Here is a 12,774-nt window from a genome sequence, read left to right as displayed (position 1 = left end):
TCACCTGATTGTTTTATACGGGTTTCAAACATAGTTCACGTTCTGCGGCCCGGCGTTTGGTCAGGCCTGCATAAACTACGCCGTCTACTGTGTTCCAGAATGGAAACTGGTTGCATGCGCCGGTGTAATCCTTGTTGTTTAGCTTTGTGATCATAGTGGATGGTCTACCATCTTTCAGCACGCAAAAACCATCTTTGACGCCTTTTCTACCTGGCCCCACGTTGTAGACAAAGCTTGTGAATGCGGCGCGCTGGTTGTCGTTCAATGGAACTTTCAGGCAGCTTTCCATAGAGGCTTTGGCAATGAGCAAGTCATCTGCTGTCATGGCGTCGCACTGGTCCATGGTTGCAGTTTGTCCCATTTTGACGCCGCTGGTGTGGCCTCTGCATATGGTGGGGATTTTTACCGGGTCCAGATAGGCGGTTTGCCTGGTGCCCTCAAACAACACGATCAGGGGCAGTGCTGCGGCAATACCGGCGGCAATCAGTCTTTGCTTGATGTTGGTAGTCATATTTGTTGTTTTCCTTTCTGCGCATTTGCGCGACGGTGCAGCCAAGGCTTTATTACCTTGTCACGCACAAAGAAGGTGATTTGCAGAACCGTGTAAATGATCGTGAGAATGAATACCCATTCGTTCAGTGGGATGCCCAGCAGCGTGATGGCGCTGATGGCTACAGGGGGCGATGCTTTCAAAGGTTCCATGACGTTGGTATTCATTGTTAGTCCCACAAATTAATCATTTGCAGCACGGGCGCTGCCGGTGCACGGTCTGGCAGGTTGATGGCTTTGCCCATTGGAAGAAACGCACCCAGGCTGGCGATATCGGGATTGATGGCAAGCACGGCGGCAATGCTGCTGGTGCTGCCCAGATACCGCCATACCAGCAGGTCTAAGGTGTCGTTTTGTTGGGCGCGGACAATCATAGGGTTAGCAAACTCAGATCAGTTCTACAGTGACGTGATGACGGCCCAGCAGATCAGATATAGCCCATTGCGCATTGCGTCGCTGGTCTTCGTGACCATTGGCAAGGAAGCCGACCAGTTTTTTATCGTCCAGTGATGTGGCGGTGGTGTCGTAGTCTGCATAGCGTTCTATCAAGTCTGCTTTTGCTGTGCAGTAGACGGCGCGCAGGTAGTGGGCAACGAGAATGCTTTTGCCGTCCACCTGATCAGCCGGGATATCTGCCAGGCGCGCATTGCCTGCGCCGGTGGCTGATGCCTTGAGGCTTCTTACCTCGCCGTTGACGTGGATGATGGCGGCCACAGTGGCATCACGCAGGCGCGTGTCTGTCACGGTGCCATCAAGCCGGATTGCATCGCGCATGGCGATCAGGTCAATGTCTGGAAAAAATCCATCATTGGTAACAGGGATTGATTGCGGCGTGCCGCCGCCTGGCGGGTTGGCATTAAATGGCATGGTCGGACCTGGTCGATTGTCAATATATGAAAGTGGGCGGTGGGCGGGCTTCATGCTGCATGATGGCTAGTCATTGGCAATCAGCCCGCGCCGCCCGGCACGTTGGGGTGCTCGGTTAGGCTTGCGCCTGTGTTTGTGTCTTGGCGTCAGCCAGTTGCTTTAAACGACGTTCCAGACGTTCAATGTCTTTTTTGACGCCTATGCTGTCGGTCAGGTCTAGGGCTTTGCGCAGGTATTCAAGGGCGCGGCTGGTGTCGTCTTCGGTCAACTGATCAAATTCGATATCTCCGTTACCTATCTTGCCGATTTGTGCATAGCCCAGGGCTTTGTACAGCTTTGCCATGGCCTGGTCTGGTACATCCTCATCCACCGTCATCAATTGCACGGCCTTGAGGGTTGCAAGTGCCTCTGCGGGGTTTTCAAACCGGCCAGCCAGGTATTCGCCTGGGATTTCATCCAGCAGCATGGTGGCAAGATTGCGGTTGTACTGGTCTGGCAGGCTCAGGTTATGGAACATGCAATAGTGCGCGACTTCCAGGGCGCGGGCATAATCGCCGGTATCGATGTACCAGACCAGCACGGTGACCAGTACGGTGTCTTGCGCGCCTTTGCCATACTTGAGGGTGCTTTCTACCCATTCGTTGTAATCCGGCAGAATTTCGCGTTTTACTTCGATTTTCTTTTTGATGGATTGAATTTGCTTCAGGCGCTGGCGATCAGTGATGAGTTTGGCGCACATCAAATCATAGGCACTGCCTTGCACTGGTTCGCCGTGTATCGATGTGGCCGCCGCCTTTTCTGCTAGGACGCGGGCCATGTGTCTTTGAGCTGGGCTAGTAGGTTTCATGATCAGACCAATTCAATGTTTTCAACCAGCGCAGTCATGCCGTATTCTTCTACCACGTAGGCATCATTAGACGACTCATAGTTTTCAATACGGTCACGTTTGGCGTTATCGACGATCTGACGACGGCGGGCGCTGTCTTGGAAGTAGATAGACAGGTTATCCAGGCGCGTAATCAGGAATGCATTTGCCGGGAAGTACGGCACACTGATTGCCTGGAGGCCGCCAAGACGTTTTTGGCTGATGATGATGTCTGAGGCAAGTGTTTCTGTTGGTGCCTGTTTAGTGTTCACCAGTGGGAAATACTTGTCATGCATCAGTTCACGACCGACGATGACGACGAGGCCAGCATCTGCGCGGAACCATGGGTCTATCAGTTCGATGGCGTCAAAAACGGCGGCGTCAAGGTTTGCATAGTCACCGTTGACACCAATTTTGACTTTGCCTGGTGTAGCACCGTGGCTCATGACACGCTGCGGTGCATCTTCGCGCATGTGTTGCAGCCAGCCTATGTTCACATCTTGCAGCAGAGGATGAGCAACGATATCAGTATCAGCGGCAATGCTGACACCGTGAAAGCCCATAATCATACGGTCCAGTGCCTGACGCTGAACGATGACGTTACGAATACGCGTTTGAAAGTCTTTGAATTTAGCCCAGACATCCAGTTTGGCATATGGAATATGAGTGTCGTAGTTGGTTTTGCTGCATTTGTATTTATTGCTGTCCAGGCCGGTCAAGTCACGGGTCTGGCGGTCTTTTGTGTTTGTGTCAGTGCGGCCGGCAACAGGGCCAGAAATGCCCAGGTGCAGCTTTTCGCCTTCCATTTCAGTGACGCCGATGATGTTGATTTTGGTCAGAAATTCGCTGGATTCTTGAATCTTGTCTTCCAGTGTTTGCTGAACACTGGGGGTGACGCTGAATTTTTCCGTGGCGTTGTCAATGCCATTGATTTCACCCAGGCGTTTAACCAAGGCATTAAATTCAAGGCGGGTATTATTTTTCATGCGTGAAACTCCAAAATTTATTAGGTTTGTTTACAGCGGTTTTTTGCGTCGGCTTTAGATTTAGCAGTCGGTCTGTTCCGCTCCGCTGCTGCCGGTGGCTGTTGGCCTGGTGGTTTGCTTGCCGGGTTCCTTGTCCAGTTGTTCTTTCAGGCTGTTGAAATTTCCTGTGACTGTTTTGAGGTCTTTTTCGAGTTCAGCAATGCGCTTGTTCGATTCGCTGAAGCGTTTTTCCTGGTCTGTTGTGTGTTCCAGCATTGTTTCTAAAGCCTGGCCCATGTCGTTAAAACGGGCATCGTCACCAGCTTTTTTACTGCCAAAGCTTTTCAGCAGGTCTTTGACTTTGGTAGCAAGACCGGTCGTTTCAGTGTCGATTTCTTCAAATTCCAAAACGGTTTCTGCGCCCTCAGAAAAGAGATTACCGGGGCTGGCTTTGCGTGACGCGTAAGGATTTGCTGCGGGATTTTGTGCTGCAAAGGCCAGCACTTCGGTACCCAGGCTTGCGGGGCTGTCTGTTACGCCCAGGCCGACAAGATAGGCTTCGCCGGTATCGGCAAACTTGTCATTGATTTCTACGCTGGTATAAATCTTTTGCTTGGCCTTGGTCATGGCAATCAGATCGTCTGTAGGCTCGATTTGAGCGAACAAGGCCAGTTTCTTTTTGCCGTCAATGGTGACTTCTTCGGCTTTTACCGCTGTCACGTCACCATAGGCGCGGAATGGACTATCTGCCAGGGTGCCGCGTATGTGTTCCATCCAGATGCGTGCGCCGTATTTTTGCGGGTCGAAGTTCTTAGCCATTTGCTGAATCCAGCTTCGTTCAATTTGACGGCCATCTGTTGTTGCGCCTTCCAGCGCCACGCGAAAGAATTTTGATTTGAATTTTTTGGTCATGATCTGGTGGTGTAAGGTTTAATCGGGTTTGGCTGTGAGGTTCCCATACTCTGCTTTGCTGTCATAACCATCAATGACAAGGGAGTTGTTAAGTTTGATAACAACTTGCTGGGAGTGCCTTCGCGTGCGCGATGCCCCTAAGCTGGCGGTATGACTGATCTTGATGACGTAATCACCGCTGAACCTTCAACAGAAAACGAGATAGACGCGCTTGCTGATGGCGCGGCTTTCGCGCCTACCTACGACATAAAAAAGCAAGCGCAGGCCTTGTACTGGCAAGGCTGGCGGATATCGTCTATTGCCCGGCATTTAGACATTGCGCGCACGACTGTGCAGAGTTGGTGTGACCGTGAAAAGTGGGACAAGACGCCGCTGATAGAAAAGCTTGAATCATGTCTGGAAACGCGCCTGATTCAGTTGATAGCCAAGACAGAAAAAACGGGCGGGGATTATAAAGAGATTGATTTGCTGATGCGCCAGGTGGTGCAAACGTCACGCGTGCGAAAGTATGAAACGCCTGACGGCAATGAAGTGGATTTGAATCCTAAGCTGGCAAACCGTAATGCCGGGCCAAAGAAAAAACCCACGCGCAACGACTACAGCGAAGAACAACGCGACAAACTTTTTGAAGCCTTCAAAGACTCACTGTTTGATTATCAAAAGGTGTGGCTGCGCAACGGGCACGAGCGCACGCGGGTGATTTTGAAGTCGCGGCAAATTGGTGCTACCTGGTATTTTGCGCGGGAAGCCCTGGCGGACGCCATGGAAACCGGGCGTAATCAGATATTCCTATCTGCGTCCAAAGCCCAGGCGCATGTCTTCAAACAATACATTATCCAGTTTGCCAAGGAGTCGGCGGGCATTGAATTGGCCGGGGACCCTATCGTGTTGCCGAATGGAGCGCACCTGTATTTTTTGGGTACCAATGCGCGTACTGCCCAGGGCTATCACGGCAATTTCTATTTTGATGAATTTTTCTGGACGCATAGTTTTCAAGAACTTAATAAGGTGGCGTCTGGCATGGCTCTGCATAAGCAGTGGCGCAAGACCTACTTTTCAACGCCGTCCAGCATCACACATCAGGCTTATCCATTCTGGACAGGTGAACTGTTCAACAAGCGCAGGGCGAAAAAAGACCAGGTAAGCATCGATATCAGTCACAGACGGCTTGCCAGCGGCTTTACTGGCGAAGACAAGATGTGGCGTCAGATTGTGACGATTTTGGACGCTGAGCGCGGCGGCTGCAATCTGTTTGACATCGAAGAGTTACGTACATACGAGTACAGCCCAGACCAATTTGAAAATCTGCTGATGTGTCAATTTATTGATGACACCTTGTCTGTTTTCCCATTGACGGCCTTGCAAAAATGCATGGTCGATTCGTGGGAACTGTGGACGGATTTTAAACATTTCACTACACGGCCATTCGGTGACGCCCCGGTATGGGTGGGATATGACCCAGCTTTTACGGGCGACAGTGCCGGGCTGGTTGTTGTGGCGCCACCGCTGACACCAGGCGGTAAATTCCGCGTGCTGGAACGAATCCAGTTTCGCGGCATGGACTTTGCCGCCCAGGCAGAACAGATACGCCAAACCACTATTCGCTTTCACGTTGGGTATATCGGCATTGATGCCACCGGCATGGGTGAAGGTGTTTATCAACTGGTCAAAAATTTCTATCCAAACGTGACCAAGATCAACTACGACCCAGCAGTTAAAAGCCGCATGGTGCTGAAAGCGCAAGACGTGATCAGTAAAGGCAGGCTGGAGTTTGACGCGGGCGCAACGGACCTGGCGCAGTCGTTTATGACGATCAAAAAGACACTGACGGCCAGCGGCCAGCATGTGACGTACAAGGCAGACCGTAGCGAGGAAACCGGACACGCTGACTTGGCCTGGGCATTGATGCATGTACTTGATCATGAACCGCTGGATGGTGGCATCAGTAACAGCAGTTCATTTATGGAGGTTTATTCATGAGTAACAAAAATCGACGCGGCCAGGTGAGTGGCACGTCATCCAGCACACCAAACAGTACGCCGGTAATGTCGCCACCGTCAGGCGTAGAGGCGTTTTCATTTGGTGACCCTTCGCCGGTGTTGGACCGGTCTGAAATTCTGGACTATATCGAATGCTGGTCAAATGGCAGGTACTACGAGCCACCTATAAGCTGGGACGGCCTGGCTAAGTCTTTCCGTGCCAGCGTCCACCATAGCACCGCTATTTACGTCAAACGCAATTTGCTGGCGGCCACCTTCATCCCGCATAAATATCTGTCACGCCTGGCGTTTAGCCGGTTTGCGCTTGATTACCTGATATTTGGCAATGGCTATCTGGAAAAGCAAACAAGCCGTACAGGAAAGCTTTTGCAGCTTGCACCGGCATTGTCCAAATACACGCGCCGGTGCTGTGACGATCTGGACAAATACGCATTCGTGCGTGGCTGGCAGCAAGAACATGAATTTGCCACTGGTTCAATTTTCCATCTGATGGAACCGGACATTAATCAAGAGGTGTACGGCCTGCCGGAATATTTGAGTGCCTTGCACTCTGCCTGGTTGAACGAGGCTGCTACGCTTTTCCGGCGCAAGTATTACAAAAATGGTTCACATGCCGGGTTTATTTTGTACATGACCGACGCGGCCCAGAATCAAACAGACGTTGACGCCATGCGCCAGGCACTGCGGGACAGCAAGGGGCCGGGCAATTTCCGCAATGTGTTCATGTACGCGCCAAACGGTAAAAAAGACGGCATCCAGATTTTGCCGGTATCTGAAGTGGCAGCCAAGGATGAATTTTTCAGCATCAAGAACGTGACGCGTGACGACATGCTGGCGGCCCACCGTGTGCCGCCTCAACTGCTGGGTCTGGTGCCGAACAATACGGGCGGTTTTGGTGCTGTTGAACCGGCGGCAAAGGTCTTTGCCATGAATGAACTGGAACCGCTACAGGCACGTTTCAGAGAGTTTAACGACTGGCTGGGCGAGGAAGTAATCCGATTCAATCCATATTCTTTAGCAGATGCAGGAGGGGCAGCAAAATGAGTGATGTTGCAGATATGTCAGATAAAAATGTTGAGACCTTTATTTCTTCGGCGATTGCCAATGCGTGCAATAAGCCATTGATGAAAAGTACCGGGCGCTGCCGTTTTTGTGATGAATCTGTGGCACCAGGTCTACTGTTTTGTAATCGGGACTGCAGGGATGATTTTGAGATAGAGCAAGCAGCATTTTTGAGGGCTGGAATTAAACCCTCAAAATAAAAACACTGCATATTTTTGCGATAAATTGGTTAGTGTCAATTGAAGATGGCTCTATATAAAATGACACAAGAGCGAAAATTCATCATTTTGCACATATGCCGAATCTAGATTAAATGTATCGCATCTCTAAGAAGGCTACTGAATTGAGTCAAGCCGACAGATTCATACTTGTCAATTAATTCCTTAGCTGACATTTCGGGGTTTTTTAATCTGGCCCGTGCTTTTTTAATGGCGGTAACAACTTTAAGAGGTGCAAGCTCGAATTGAGAAACTAAAAAATCATCTGGATGCAAAATTTCAATTCCATGTGTTGCCGCTGTGCTTGCTGGAAAATCCTTTAGATTAAACGTGACAATGGCATCTGCGTGTCCAACAATTGCAGCAGCTAACACATGGCGATCATTTGCATCCGGTAAATTTAAAGAGTCAATCACATATTCATAATTTTCAATCAAACAGTCGTCAATTGTTTCATTCATTAATGCGACAGTCAGTTTAACCTTATCTGCTAATTCGGGCCGATTCTTAATTAGATTTCTTGTCCACTCGTCATGAATTTGATTTGTCCAACGTGCACGAAAAAGTCCAGCGTGAGCAAAACTTAAAAGAATATCGCGCACTGAGGCAGGATACAAAACACACGCATCCAAAACGACTGTATAAGTTATTGAGCCCGCCATTAATATCCCATTCCCAACTCTTGAGCCTGTTCTGCCAATTTGTCCAAAGCGTCTTGCGATGTTTTATGTCTATCTTCCTTATAGGCAAGTACGTCTTTTAGTAAAACGCGCCTATGCCGCCCCACTTTGTGATGAGGGATTCTTTCTTCTTCAAGAAGCTTTATCAAATAAGGTCGCGAAACATTCAGAATTACGGCGGCCTCTTGCGTAGAAATGTACATTTCACGAGGCAAAATTGTGACAGTTTTACCTTGAGCCACTTCACCAAGGATATCTGCAAACATCCGTAAAATTTTAGGCGGTAAGCGCAAAACAGGGGAATCTCCTAAACGCTCTACATCATCGTCTTCCGCAATTGTGATGTTCATTGCTTTCGAATGATCTAGCGCGGCAATAATGCAGCGTTGCGCTTCTTTAGCTAATTCAACTTCATTTGAGTCCAGAGCAGATGGATCAATTGTCATATTCATAAATTTTCTCCTTTTTGTATTTATTTACTATTGCTATATCGAAAACAGTAAATTTCGGAGGAGGCCTATTTAGACCGTCCATAGGATGATGGTTTTAATTTCACAAACCATCATCCTATGGACTTAGCATCAACCCAAATGAATTATATGAAGCAAACGAAATATTCGCAACATTTTTACTATAAATTACAAATATGGGTATACAATACTGTACAGGTAATCAGTTAAGTCCGAATTTTTGAAAAAATGTTGATTGCCGAACTTTCTTTTTTAAAGAGGCCTTCTAATGGATTTGAAAATAACACATGTAAGAATTGAAACATTTGGTGGCGGACTCCTACGATCCGGTTCAGAATTAGAGCGAGTTACTCACGTAGCGAACCCTGATGGAGGTTGGATTTATACAAAGGAGGACGCGATCAATAGAATCAACCTTGGGATTGATACTTTCTACACACATCCAGATGGACTTTTAGCTGGCGGTCGAACAGACGTGGAAGTTGTAAATCCACAAGGACGCGCAGCATATTTACGAACAAATCCGAACAATGAAAAAGCAGATAATTTGCTTTCTCTCCCAAGATGCTAATGTAAGAGTCGCCCTGTGCGGCTTTTTTGTTGTCCGCCTGGTATCAAACCGTTACACAATCACATGGCCGCACGCCTCCGCGGCCCTCTATGCCCTTCCAAAACCATTGTGCCCAAGCAATTTTCTGCGTTTTTTCCCATTTCAAGTCCCGGCGCGCAGACATCCCCCCACCACGCCTGCCCGCTAAATGGGCCGCTTTTGACTCAAATCTGCGTCACCAGTTAAGACTAAGCCCAGCCTACGTATGCGGCCAGATTGAAGGCCTTAAAAGCTGACGCAATTAGACGCATATTTCATGCAGTCTTAGTGAAATTTTCGCCCATGAAATTTACGCAGTTGTTGTATTTCGGATTTAAGGGATTTGAGGCGTACTAGGGGAAAAGGTAACTGAGGTATGGGCAGAAAATATTCAATCCTAAGTGCCTGATTTGAAAGGAAATAGCTGGTTACTTTAAAAGGTATTTTAAGGTAATGCAAAAGGTAATAAAAATCTAGATCGTTGATTTTAAAGACTATTCATAAGTGAAATAAATACTATAGGTATAGGTAACTAGAATACTTATATATTACTTATTTATTACCTTTATCTAATCTCTTGAAAGCCTTATAGATCAATGCTTTGCATGCTTTCTTGAATGTCCGTTACCTGCGTTACCATTTTCCCGATGGGTACTTTATTTTAGAACGATTGTCTTATTGCACCTGAATCTGTTCCAATGTATGTAGCACTGGCCAATGTATATGTACATGCATATCTATATTGACCACTGCATGTAGACCTGAGTCACACATGCAGCAGGCACCTAAAACCGGATGAATAGGGAGAGCGAAGAGCGGACGAGTCGGAATCTACATGCACATCGCATCGTCTTTGTGGACAAGCAAATTTAAACTAAAAAACGTTCAAAACATATCGCTTTTTTGTCAAAATATTTTTCCGCAATTCTGTAAATATTTACGTTACTCAGACGGGGATTATTTTCCGAATTACTTCTTTTGCGGAAATGAAATCAGGCGGGAAGCATTGAATTTGCTGGATTCTTAGTAAAGCTTGGGAAGCTTCAGGTGAAACGGGGCCTGGAAATGCTTCAGAAAGTGAGCTCATCTTTGTTGGGCAAATAAATGGAAAGTCAGTTGATGATTTTCTTGAGAAGAATAAAGATACCCAGGCGAAAAGCATGATCATTTTTTCGACTGGTGGAGAAATTTTTTCTGCTTTGAAACTGGGGCACTGGGTTCGTGAGCATGGCCTGGATTTAAGAGTCAGGACCCTGTGCATGTCTGCATGTGCAAACTATGTCTTTCCCGCTGCAAACAGAAAAATCATAGAGCGCGGAGCACTGGTAATCTGGCATGGAGGTATAGAGCAAAAAGATGTTCGCGAAGGAATCGCTTATTACGATGCTTTACTTGCCAAGACCAAGATTGGCGACAATGCCTTGACTTCAAGTGAAAAGGAATTCCTAACCAATAATCAAATCAAATATGAAAGTGCAAAGAAAATCAGGCTTATGCAAGCTGAATTATTTTCTCAATTAGGAATAGATGAATATATAACCCGGCTAGGCCAGGAACCGATTTGGTATAAAGTCGATGGCTGGACTGCGACGATAGAGTTGATGAATAAAATGGGTATAAAGAATGTAGAAGCGAACCCCAACTATGCATCGCCAAATTATTTGAAGAGAAATCTGATTGCAAACATACAGTCTGGTGGAGAACCTGTTGTATTTGGTCTGGATAGCGCAGGAAAAATTGTCACCTTGAACCAGATTCCTCCTGAACCTCAATAAAGCTTTTACTTCCAGCCAGGTTGATGCGCTTAAACGAGAATTTTTAATGAGACTAAAAAATACAGCAACTCTCCTGACTTTGGTTGCCAGTGATGATCATGAAAAAATCATTGCCGCGCTTGCCCAGATACTGAAGTCGCTTTCGTTGGCACACAAGAAAATAGCACAAACAAACCTGCTCTTGCACTACTTTGAAAGAGCAAAAGAAGAGGGTGGGGAAATCGTCATCGTTAGTGAAAAAATAGTTGAAATTGATGGGCAAGACAACTCATTTGATGTCTGTGCCAGAAAAATTGCTAAGGCATCGTTTCTAACTCTTCAGAGGCGCATGCCCCGGTTGAGATTATGTGCTGTGCAGGTCTTTGATCTCGAAAACCCTGATGTTGCAATAGGCATTGATGATGGAGAGTTGACTGTCAGCTACTGGCAATGGCTGGATGAAGTTAACTATACTGAAGCGCAATTTGCAGCTCATGTATTGGCACTGAAAAATGAATTTAGAAAATATGTGGTCCTTGCTGAGGTTTAGCACAACAGTTTTAGCGAGTACCTTATATAAACAATTAATGCAAACACAGGACTGAAAGCTCTATGAACACTTTTGCCGTCATCATTAAACACAAAACCCAGCCAGGGAAACGCGACGAAGTGCGCGCTGTCTGGGAAAAACATATGGCCCCGGCTGTCGCAGCTAATCCTGGCCATTTGGCCTATTTCTATTGCTTTGACAATGCTGATCCGGACGTGATCTGTGCGTTTCAGTAATACAGCAGCGCAGAAGCCTCACAGGCATTTTTGCAGACAGCCAGTTATGCTGCTTATCTGGTCGATGTCGAACCTTTGTTATCTGGCCCGCCGCAGGTGACGGCGTTGACGCCGACGTGGGTGAAGAATCCCTCATTTTGACGATCGTATTAACATAGCTAGAGCTCATAATTTTAATCTGTACTTTAAGATGAAATATCGCCTTCCTGCAGGAGATATATATTGAGACACCAAACAGACTTACCTCAAAAAATTAATTTGAATTCCAAGTGCATGAAGACATATAAACAGACCGTGGTTGCGCTGATAATGGCCGCATTATCAATTAGTGCAATGGCTGATGAATCTAAACCTGAAAAAAGCAGGACGCCTGCAAAATTCTATTTTATAGATAATGTTGGTCTTTATTTTGGTGTTATTGATGAAACGGTCAATGACTTTATTTCTGCTGCGGCGGATAAAAAAATAGAACGTTTGTTCATTAATTCCCAGGGAGGAGATGCACACTTCGGCATCCTCTTTGGACATTGGGTATACGACAATCAGATTGAGGTCGAAGTGCCTAGTTTGTGCATGTCTTCATGCGCAAACTATGTATTTACCGCAGCAAAAACAAAAATAATCCGGCCTTCCGCATTGGTTATCTGGCATGGTAGCGCGGAGCAATGGACTATCAGGGAAATGAATAAAAAGTATGAGGACTATTTGGCGCTTTCTTTAGCTGGGAAAGCGTCCACGGAGCAAATAGCGTATTTGGATAGTGATAAATTGCGATATGAGGGTTCCAATCGACTATTGTCTGAACAGCGGCAGTTTTTTAAGAAAATAAATGTGAATGAGTATATAACCAGGCTAGGGCATGAACCTGTCTTTTACAAGCGGGTATGGGTTGCAACAGTCGGTGTAATGAATAAAATGAATATCCAGAATATTTCTGCACCAGCAGGATATGGGAATATTGATTACTTGCAAAAAAATCACCCTGATCGAATGGAACTCTTGGTGTCATTTGGCCTGGATACTCAGGGAGAAATAAAAAAACTGGATTAGCTGAAAC

At 46.9% G+C, this 12,774-nt stretch carries 17 protein-coding genes; 8 read left to right on the top strand and 9 right to left on the bottom strand.

What is annotated here, in order from left to right:
* Positions 1-13: 13 nt before the first annotated feature.
* From ACO0LN_RS23100 to ACO0LN_RS23070, 7 genes are all read right to left on the bottom strand, one after another.
* On the bottom strand, positions 14-511 hold the full coding sequence (locus tag ACO0LN_RS23100) for a lysozyme (protein WP_422977878.1): 498 nt from the start codon (positions 509-511) through the stop codon (positions 14-16).
* Positions 508-717 carry a hypothetical protein gene (locus tag ACO0LN_RS23095; RefSeq protein WP_422977876.1) on the bottom strand — a complete coding sequence of 70 codons (210 nt, stop codon included), beginning with the start codon at positions 715-717 and terminating at the stop codon, positions 508-510. Before ACO0LN_RS23095 ends, ACO0LN_RS23100 begins: the two co-directional genes overlap by 4 nt.
* Before the next feature lie 2 nt (positions 718-719).
* Complete coding sequence (locus tag ACO0LN_RS23090; RefSeq protein ID WP_422977874.1) at positions 720-923, bottom strand: tail protein X; 204 nt, start codon at positions 921-923, stop codon at positions 720-722.
* Positions 924-936: 13 nt separating this feature from the next.
* Positions 937-1,416, bottom strand: a complete 480-nt coding sequence (locus tag ACO0LN_RS23085) for a head completion/stabilization protein (RefSeq protein ID WP_422977872.1) — start codon at positions 1,414-1,416, stop codon at positions 937-939.
* 115 nt (positions 1,417-1,531) lie between these two features.
* A complete protein-coding gene (gpM, locus tag ACO0LN_RS23080; protein WP_422977870.1) occupies positions 1,532-2,263 on the bottom strand; it encodes a phage terminase small subunit in 732 nt (243 codons plus the stop codon).
* 2 nt (positions 2,264-2,265) lie between these two features.
* The gene (locus ACO0LN_RS23075; RefSeq protein WP_422977868.1) at positions 2,266-3,267 is read right to left on the bottom strand and encodes a phage major capsid protein, P2 family; all 1,002 of its coding nucleotides are present in this window, start codon (positions 3,265-3,267) and stop codon (positions 2,266-2,268) included.
* 60 nt (positions 3,268-3,327) lie between these two features.
* Positions 3,328-4,158 carry a GPO family capsid scaffolding protein gene (locus tag ACO0LN_RS23070; protein ID WP_422977866.1) on the bottom strand — a complete coding sequence of 277 codons (831 nt, stop codon included), beginning with the start codon at positions 4,156-4,158 and terminating at the stop codon, positions 3,328-3,330.
* 150 nt (positions 4,159-4,308) lie between these two features.
* Here ACO0LN_RS23070 and ACO0LN_RS23065 point away from each other — a divergent pair, with 150 nt between their 5' ends.
* Genes ACO0LN_RS23065 through ACO0LN_RS23055 form a run of 3 tightly spaced genes read left to right on the top strand, consistent with a single transcriptional unit; the run spans position 4,309 to position 7,420 of the window.
* Positions 4,309-6,138: a terminase ATPase subunit family protein gene (locus ACO0LN_RS23065; protein ID WP_422977864.1), complete on the top strand. Its 1,830-nt coding sequence runs from the start codon at positions 4,309-4,311 to the stop codon at positions 6,136-6,138.
* Positions 6,135-7,202 (top strand): phage portal protein, encoded by a 1,068-nt coding sequence (locus ACO0LN_RS23060; RefSeq protein ID WP_422977860.1) that lies wholly within the window; start codon positions 6,135-6,137, stop codon positions 7,200-7,202. The genes ACO0LN_RS23065 and ACO0LN_RS23060 overlap by 4 nt, the downstream gene beginning before the upstream one ends.
* Complete coding sequence (locus tag ACO0LN_RS23055; protein WP_422977858.1) at positions 7,199-7,420, top strand: hypothetical protein; 222 nt, start codon at positions 7,199-7,201, stop codon at positions 7,418-7,420. The genes ACO0LN_RS23060 and ACO0LN_RS23055 overlap by 4 nt, the downstream gene beginning before the upstream one ends.
* A 104-nt stretch (positions 7,421-7,524) precedes the next feature.
* Here ACO0LN_RS23055 and ACO0LN_RS23050 read toward each other — a convergent pair whose 3' ends face one another.
* Complete coding sequence (locus ACO0LN_RS23050) at positions 7,525-8,100, bottom strand: PIN domain-containing protein (RefSeq protein WP_422977856.1); 576 nt, start codon at positions 8,098-8,100, stop codon at positions 7,525-7,527.
* Positions 8,100-8,570, bottom strand: coding sequence for a helix-turn-helix domain-containing protein (locus ACO0LN_RS23045; RefSeq protein ID WP_422977854.1), 471 nt, complete (start codon positions 8,568-8,570; stop codon positions 8,100-8,102). The genes ACO0LN_RS23050 and ACO0LN_RS23045 overlap by 1 nt, the downstream gene beginning before the upstream one ends.
* A 286-nt stretch (positions 8,571-8,856) precedes the next feature.
* Between ACO0LN_RS23045 and ACO0LN_RS23040 the strand changes: the two genes are divergently transcribed.
* The 5 genes from ACO0LN_RS23040 to ACO0LN_RS23020 all read left to right on the top strand — a co-directional run bounded on the left by ACO0LN_RS23040 (position 8,857) and on the right by ACO0LN_RS23020 (position 12,767).
* A complete protein-coding gene (locus tag ACO0LN_RS23040) occupies positions 8,857-9,159 on the top strand; it encodes a DUF3892 domain-containing protein (RefSeq protein ID WP_422977852.1) in 303 nt (100 codons plus the stop codon).
* A 1,178-nt stretch (positions 9,160-10,337) separates the two neighbouring features.
* Positions 10,338-10,952, top strand: coding sequence for a hypothetical protein (locus ACO0LN_RS23035; RefSeq protein WP_422977850.1), 615 nt, complete (start codon positions 10,338-10,340; stop codon positions 10,950-10,952).
* Positions 10,953-10,998: 46 nt separating this feature from the next.
* A complete protein-coding gene (locus ACO0LN_RS23030; protein ID WP_422977848.1) occupies positions 10,999-11,481 on the top strand; it encodes a hypothetical protein in 483 nt (160 codons plus the stop codon).
* Positions 11,482-11,543: 62 nt separating this feature from the next.
* Positions 11,544-11,717: a putative quinol monooxygenase gene (locus tag ACO0LN_RS23025; protein WP_422977846.1), complete on the top strand. Its 174-nt coding sequence runs from the start codon at positions 11,544-11,546 to the stop codon at positions 11,715-11,717.
* A 273-nt stretch (positions 11,718-11,990) separates the two neighbouring features.
* The gene (locus ACO0LN_RS23020) at positions 11,991-12,767 is read left to right on the top strand and encodes a hypothetical protein (RefSeq protein WP_422977844.1); all 777 of its coding nucleotides are present in this window, start codon (positions 11,991-11,993) and stop codon (positions 12,765-12,767) included.
* The last annotated feature ends 7 nt before the right edge of the window (positions 12,768-12,774 follow it).

Origin of the sequence: Undibacterium sp. TC9W (assembly GCF_049339865.1) — a bacterium.
Lineage (GTDB): Bacteria > Pseudomonadota > Gammaproteobacteria > Burkholderiales > Burkholderiaceae_D > Undibacterium.
Note: the sequence above shows the minus strand (reverse complement) of the source record. Positions and strands in the feature narration are given on the sequence as shown.

Coding starts and splice junctions, on each gene's coding strand:
- gpM (WP_422977870.1), bottom strand. CDS start 2,263: ATGAAACCTACTAGCCCAGCTCAAAGACACATGGCCCGCGTCCTAGCA.
- ACO0LN_RS23040 (WP_422977852.1), top strand. CDS start 8,857: ATGGATTTGAAAATAACACATGTAAGAATTGAAACATTTGGTGGCGGA.
- ACO0LN_RS23095 (WP_422977876.1), bottom strand. CDS start 717: ATGAATACCAACGTCATGGAACCTTTGAAAGCATCGCCCCCTGTAGCC.
- ACO0LN_RS23090 (WP_422977874.1), bottom strand. CDS start 923: ATGATTGTCCGCGCCCAACAAAACGACACCTTAGACCTGCTGGTATGG.
- ACO0LN_RS23025 (WP_422977846.1), top strand. CDS start 11,544: ATGAACACTTTTGCCGTCATCATTAAACACAAAACCCAGCCAGGGAAA.
- ACO0LN_RS23065 (WP_422977864.1), top strand. CDS start 4,309: ATGACTGATCTTGATGACGTAATCACCGCTGAACCTTCAACAGAAAAC.
- ACO0LN_RS23100 (WP_422977878.1), bottom strand. CDS start 511: ATGACTACCAACATCAAGCAAAGACTGATTGCCGCCGGTATTGCCGCA.
- ACO0LN_RS23055 (WP_422977858.1), top strand. CDS start 7,199: ATGAGTGATGTTGCAGATATGTCAGATAAAAATGTTGAGACCTTTATT.
- ACO0LN_RS23035 (WP_422977850.1), top strand. CDS start 10,338: ATGATCATTTTTTCGACTGGTGGAGAAATTTTTTCTGCTTTGAAACTG.
- ACO0LN_RS23060 (WP_422977860.1), top strand. CDS start 6,135: ATGAGTAACAAAAATCGACGCGGCCAGGTGAGTGGCACGTCATCCAGC.
- ACO0LN_RS23020 (WP_422977844.1), top strand. CDS start 11,991: ATGAAGACATATAAACAGACCGTGGTTGCGCTGATAATGGCCGCATTA.
- ACO0LN_RS23085 (WP_422977872.1), bottom strand. CDS start 1,416: ATGCCATTTAATGCCAACCCGCCAGGCGGCGGCACGCCGCAATCAATC.
- ACO0LN_RS23075 (WP_422977868.1), bottom strand. CDS start 3,267: ATGAAAAATAATACCCGCCTTGAATTTAATGCCTTGGTTAAACGCCTG.
- ACO0LN_RS23050 (WP_422977856.1), bottom strand. CDS start 8,100: ATGGCGGGCTCAATAACTTATACAGTCGTTTTGGATGCGTGTGTTTTG.
- ACO0LN_RS23070 (WP_422977866.1), bottom strand. CDS start 4,158: ATGACCAAAAAATTCAAATCAAAATTCTTTCGCGTGGCGCTGGAAGGC.
- ACO0LN_RS23030 (WP_422977848.1), top strand. CDS start 10,999: ATGAGACTAAAAAATACAGCAACTCTCCTGACTTTGGTTGCCAGTGAT.
- ACO0LN_RS23045 (WP_422977854.1), bottom strand. CDS start 8,570: ATGAATATGACAATTGATCCATCTGCTCTGGACTCAAATGAAGTTGAA.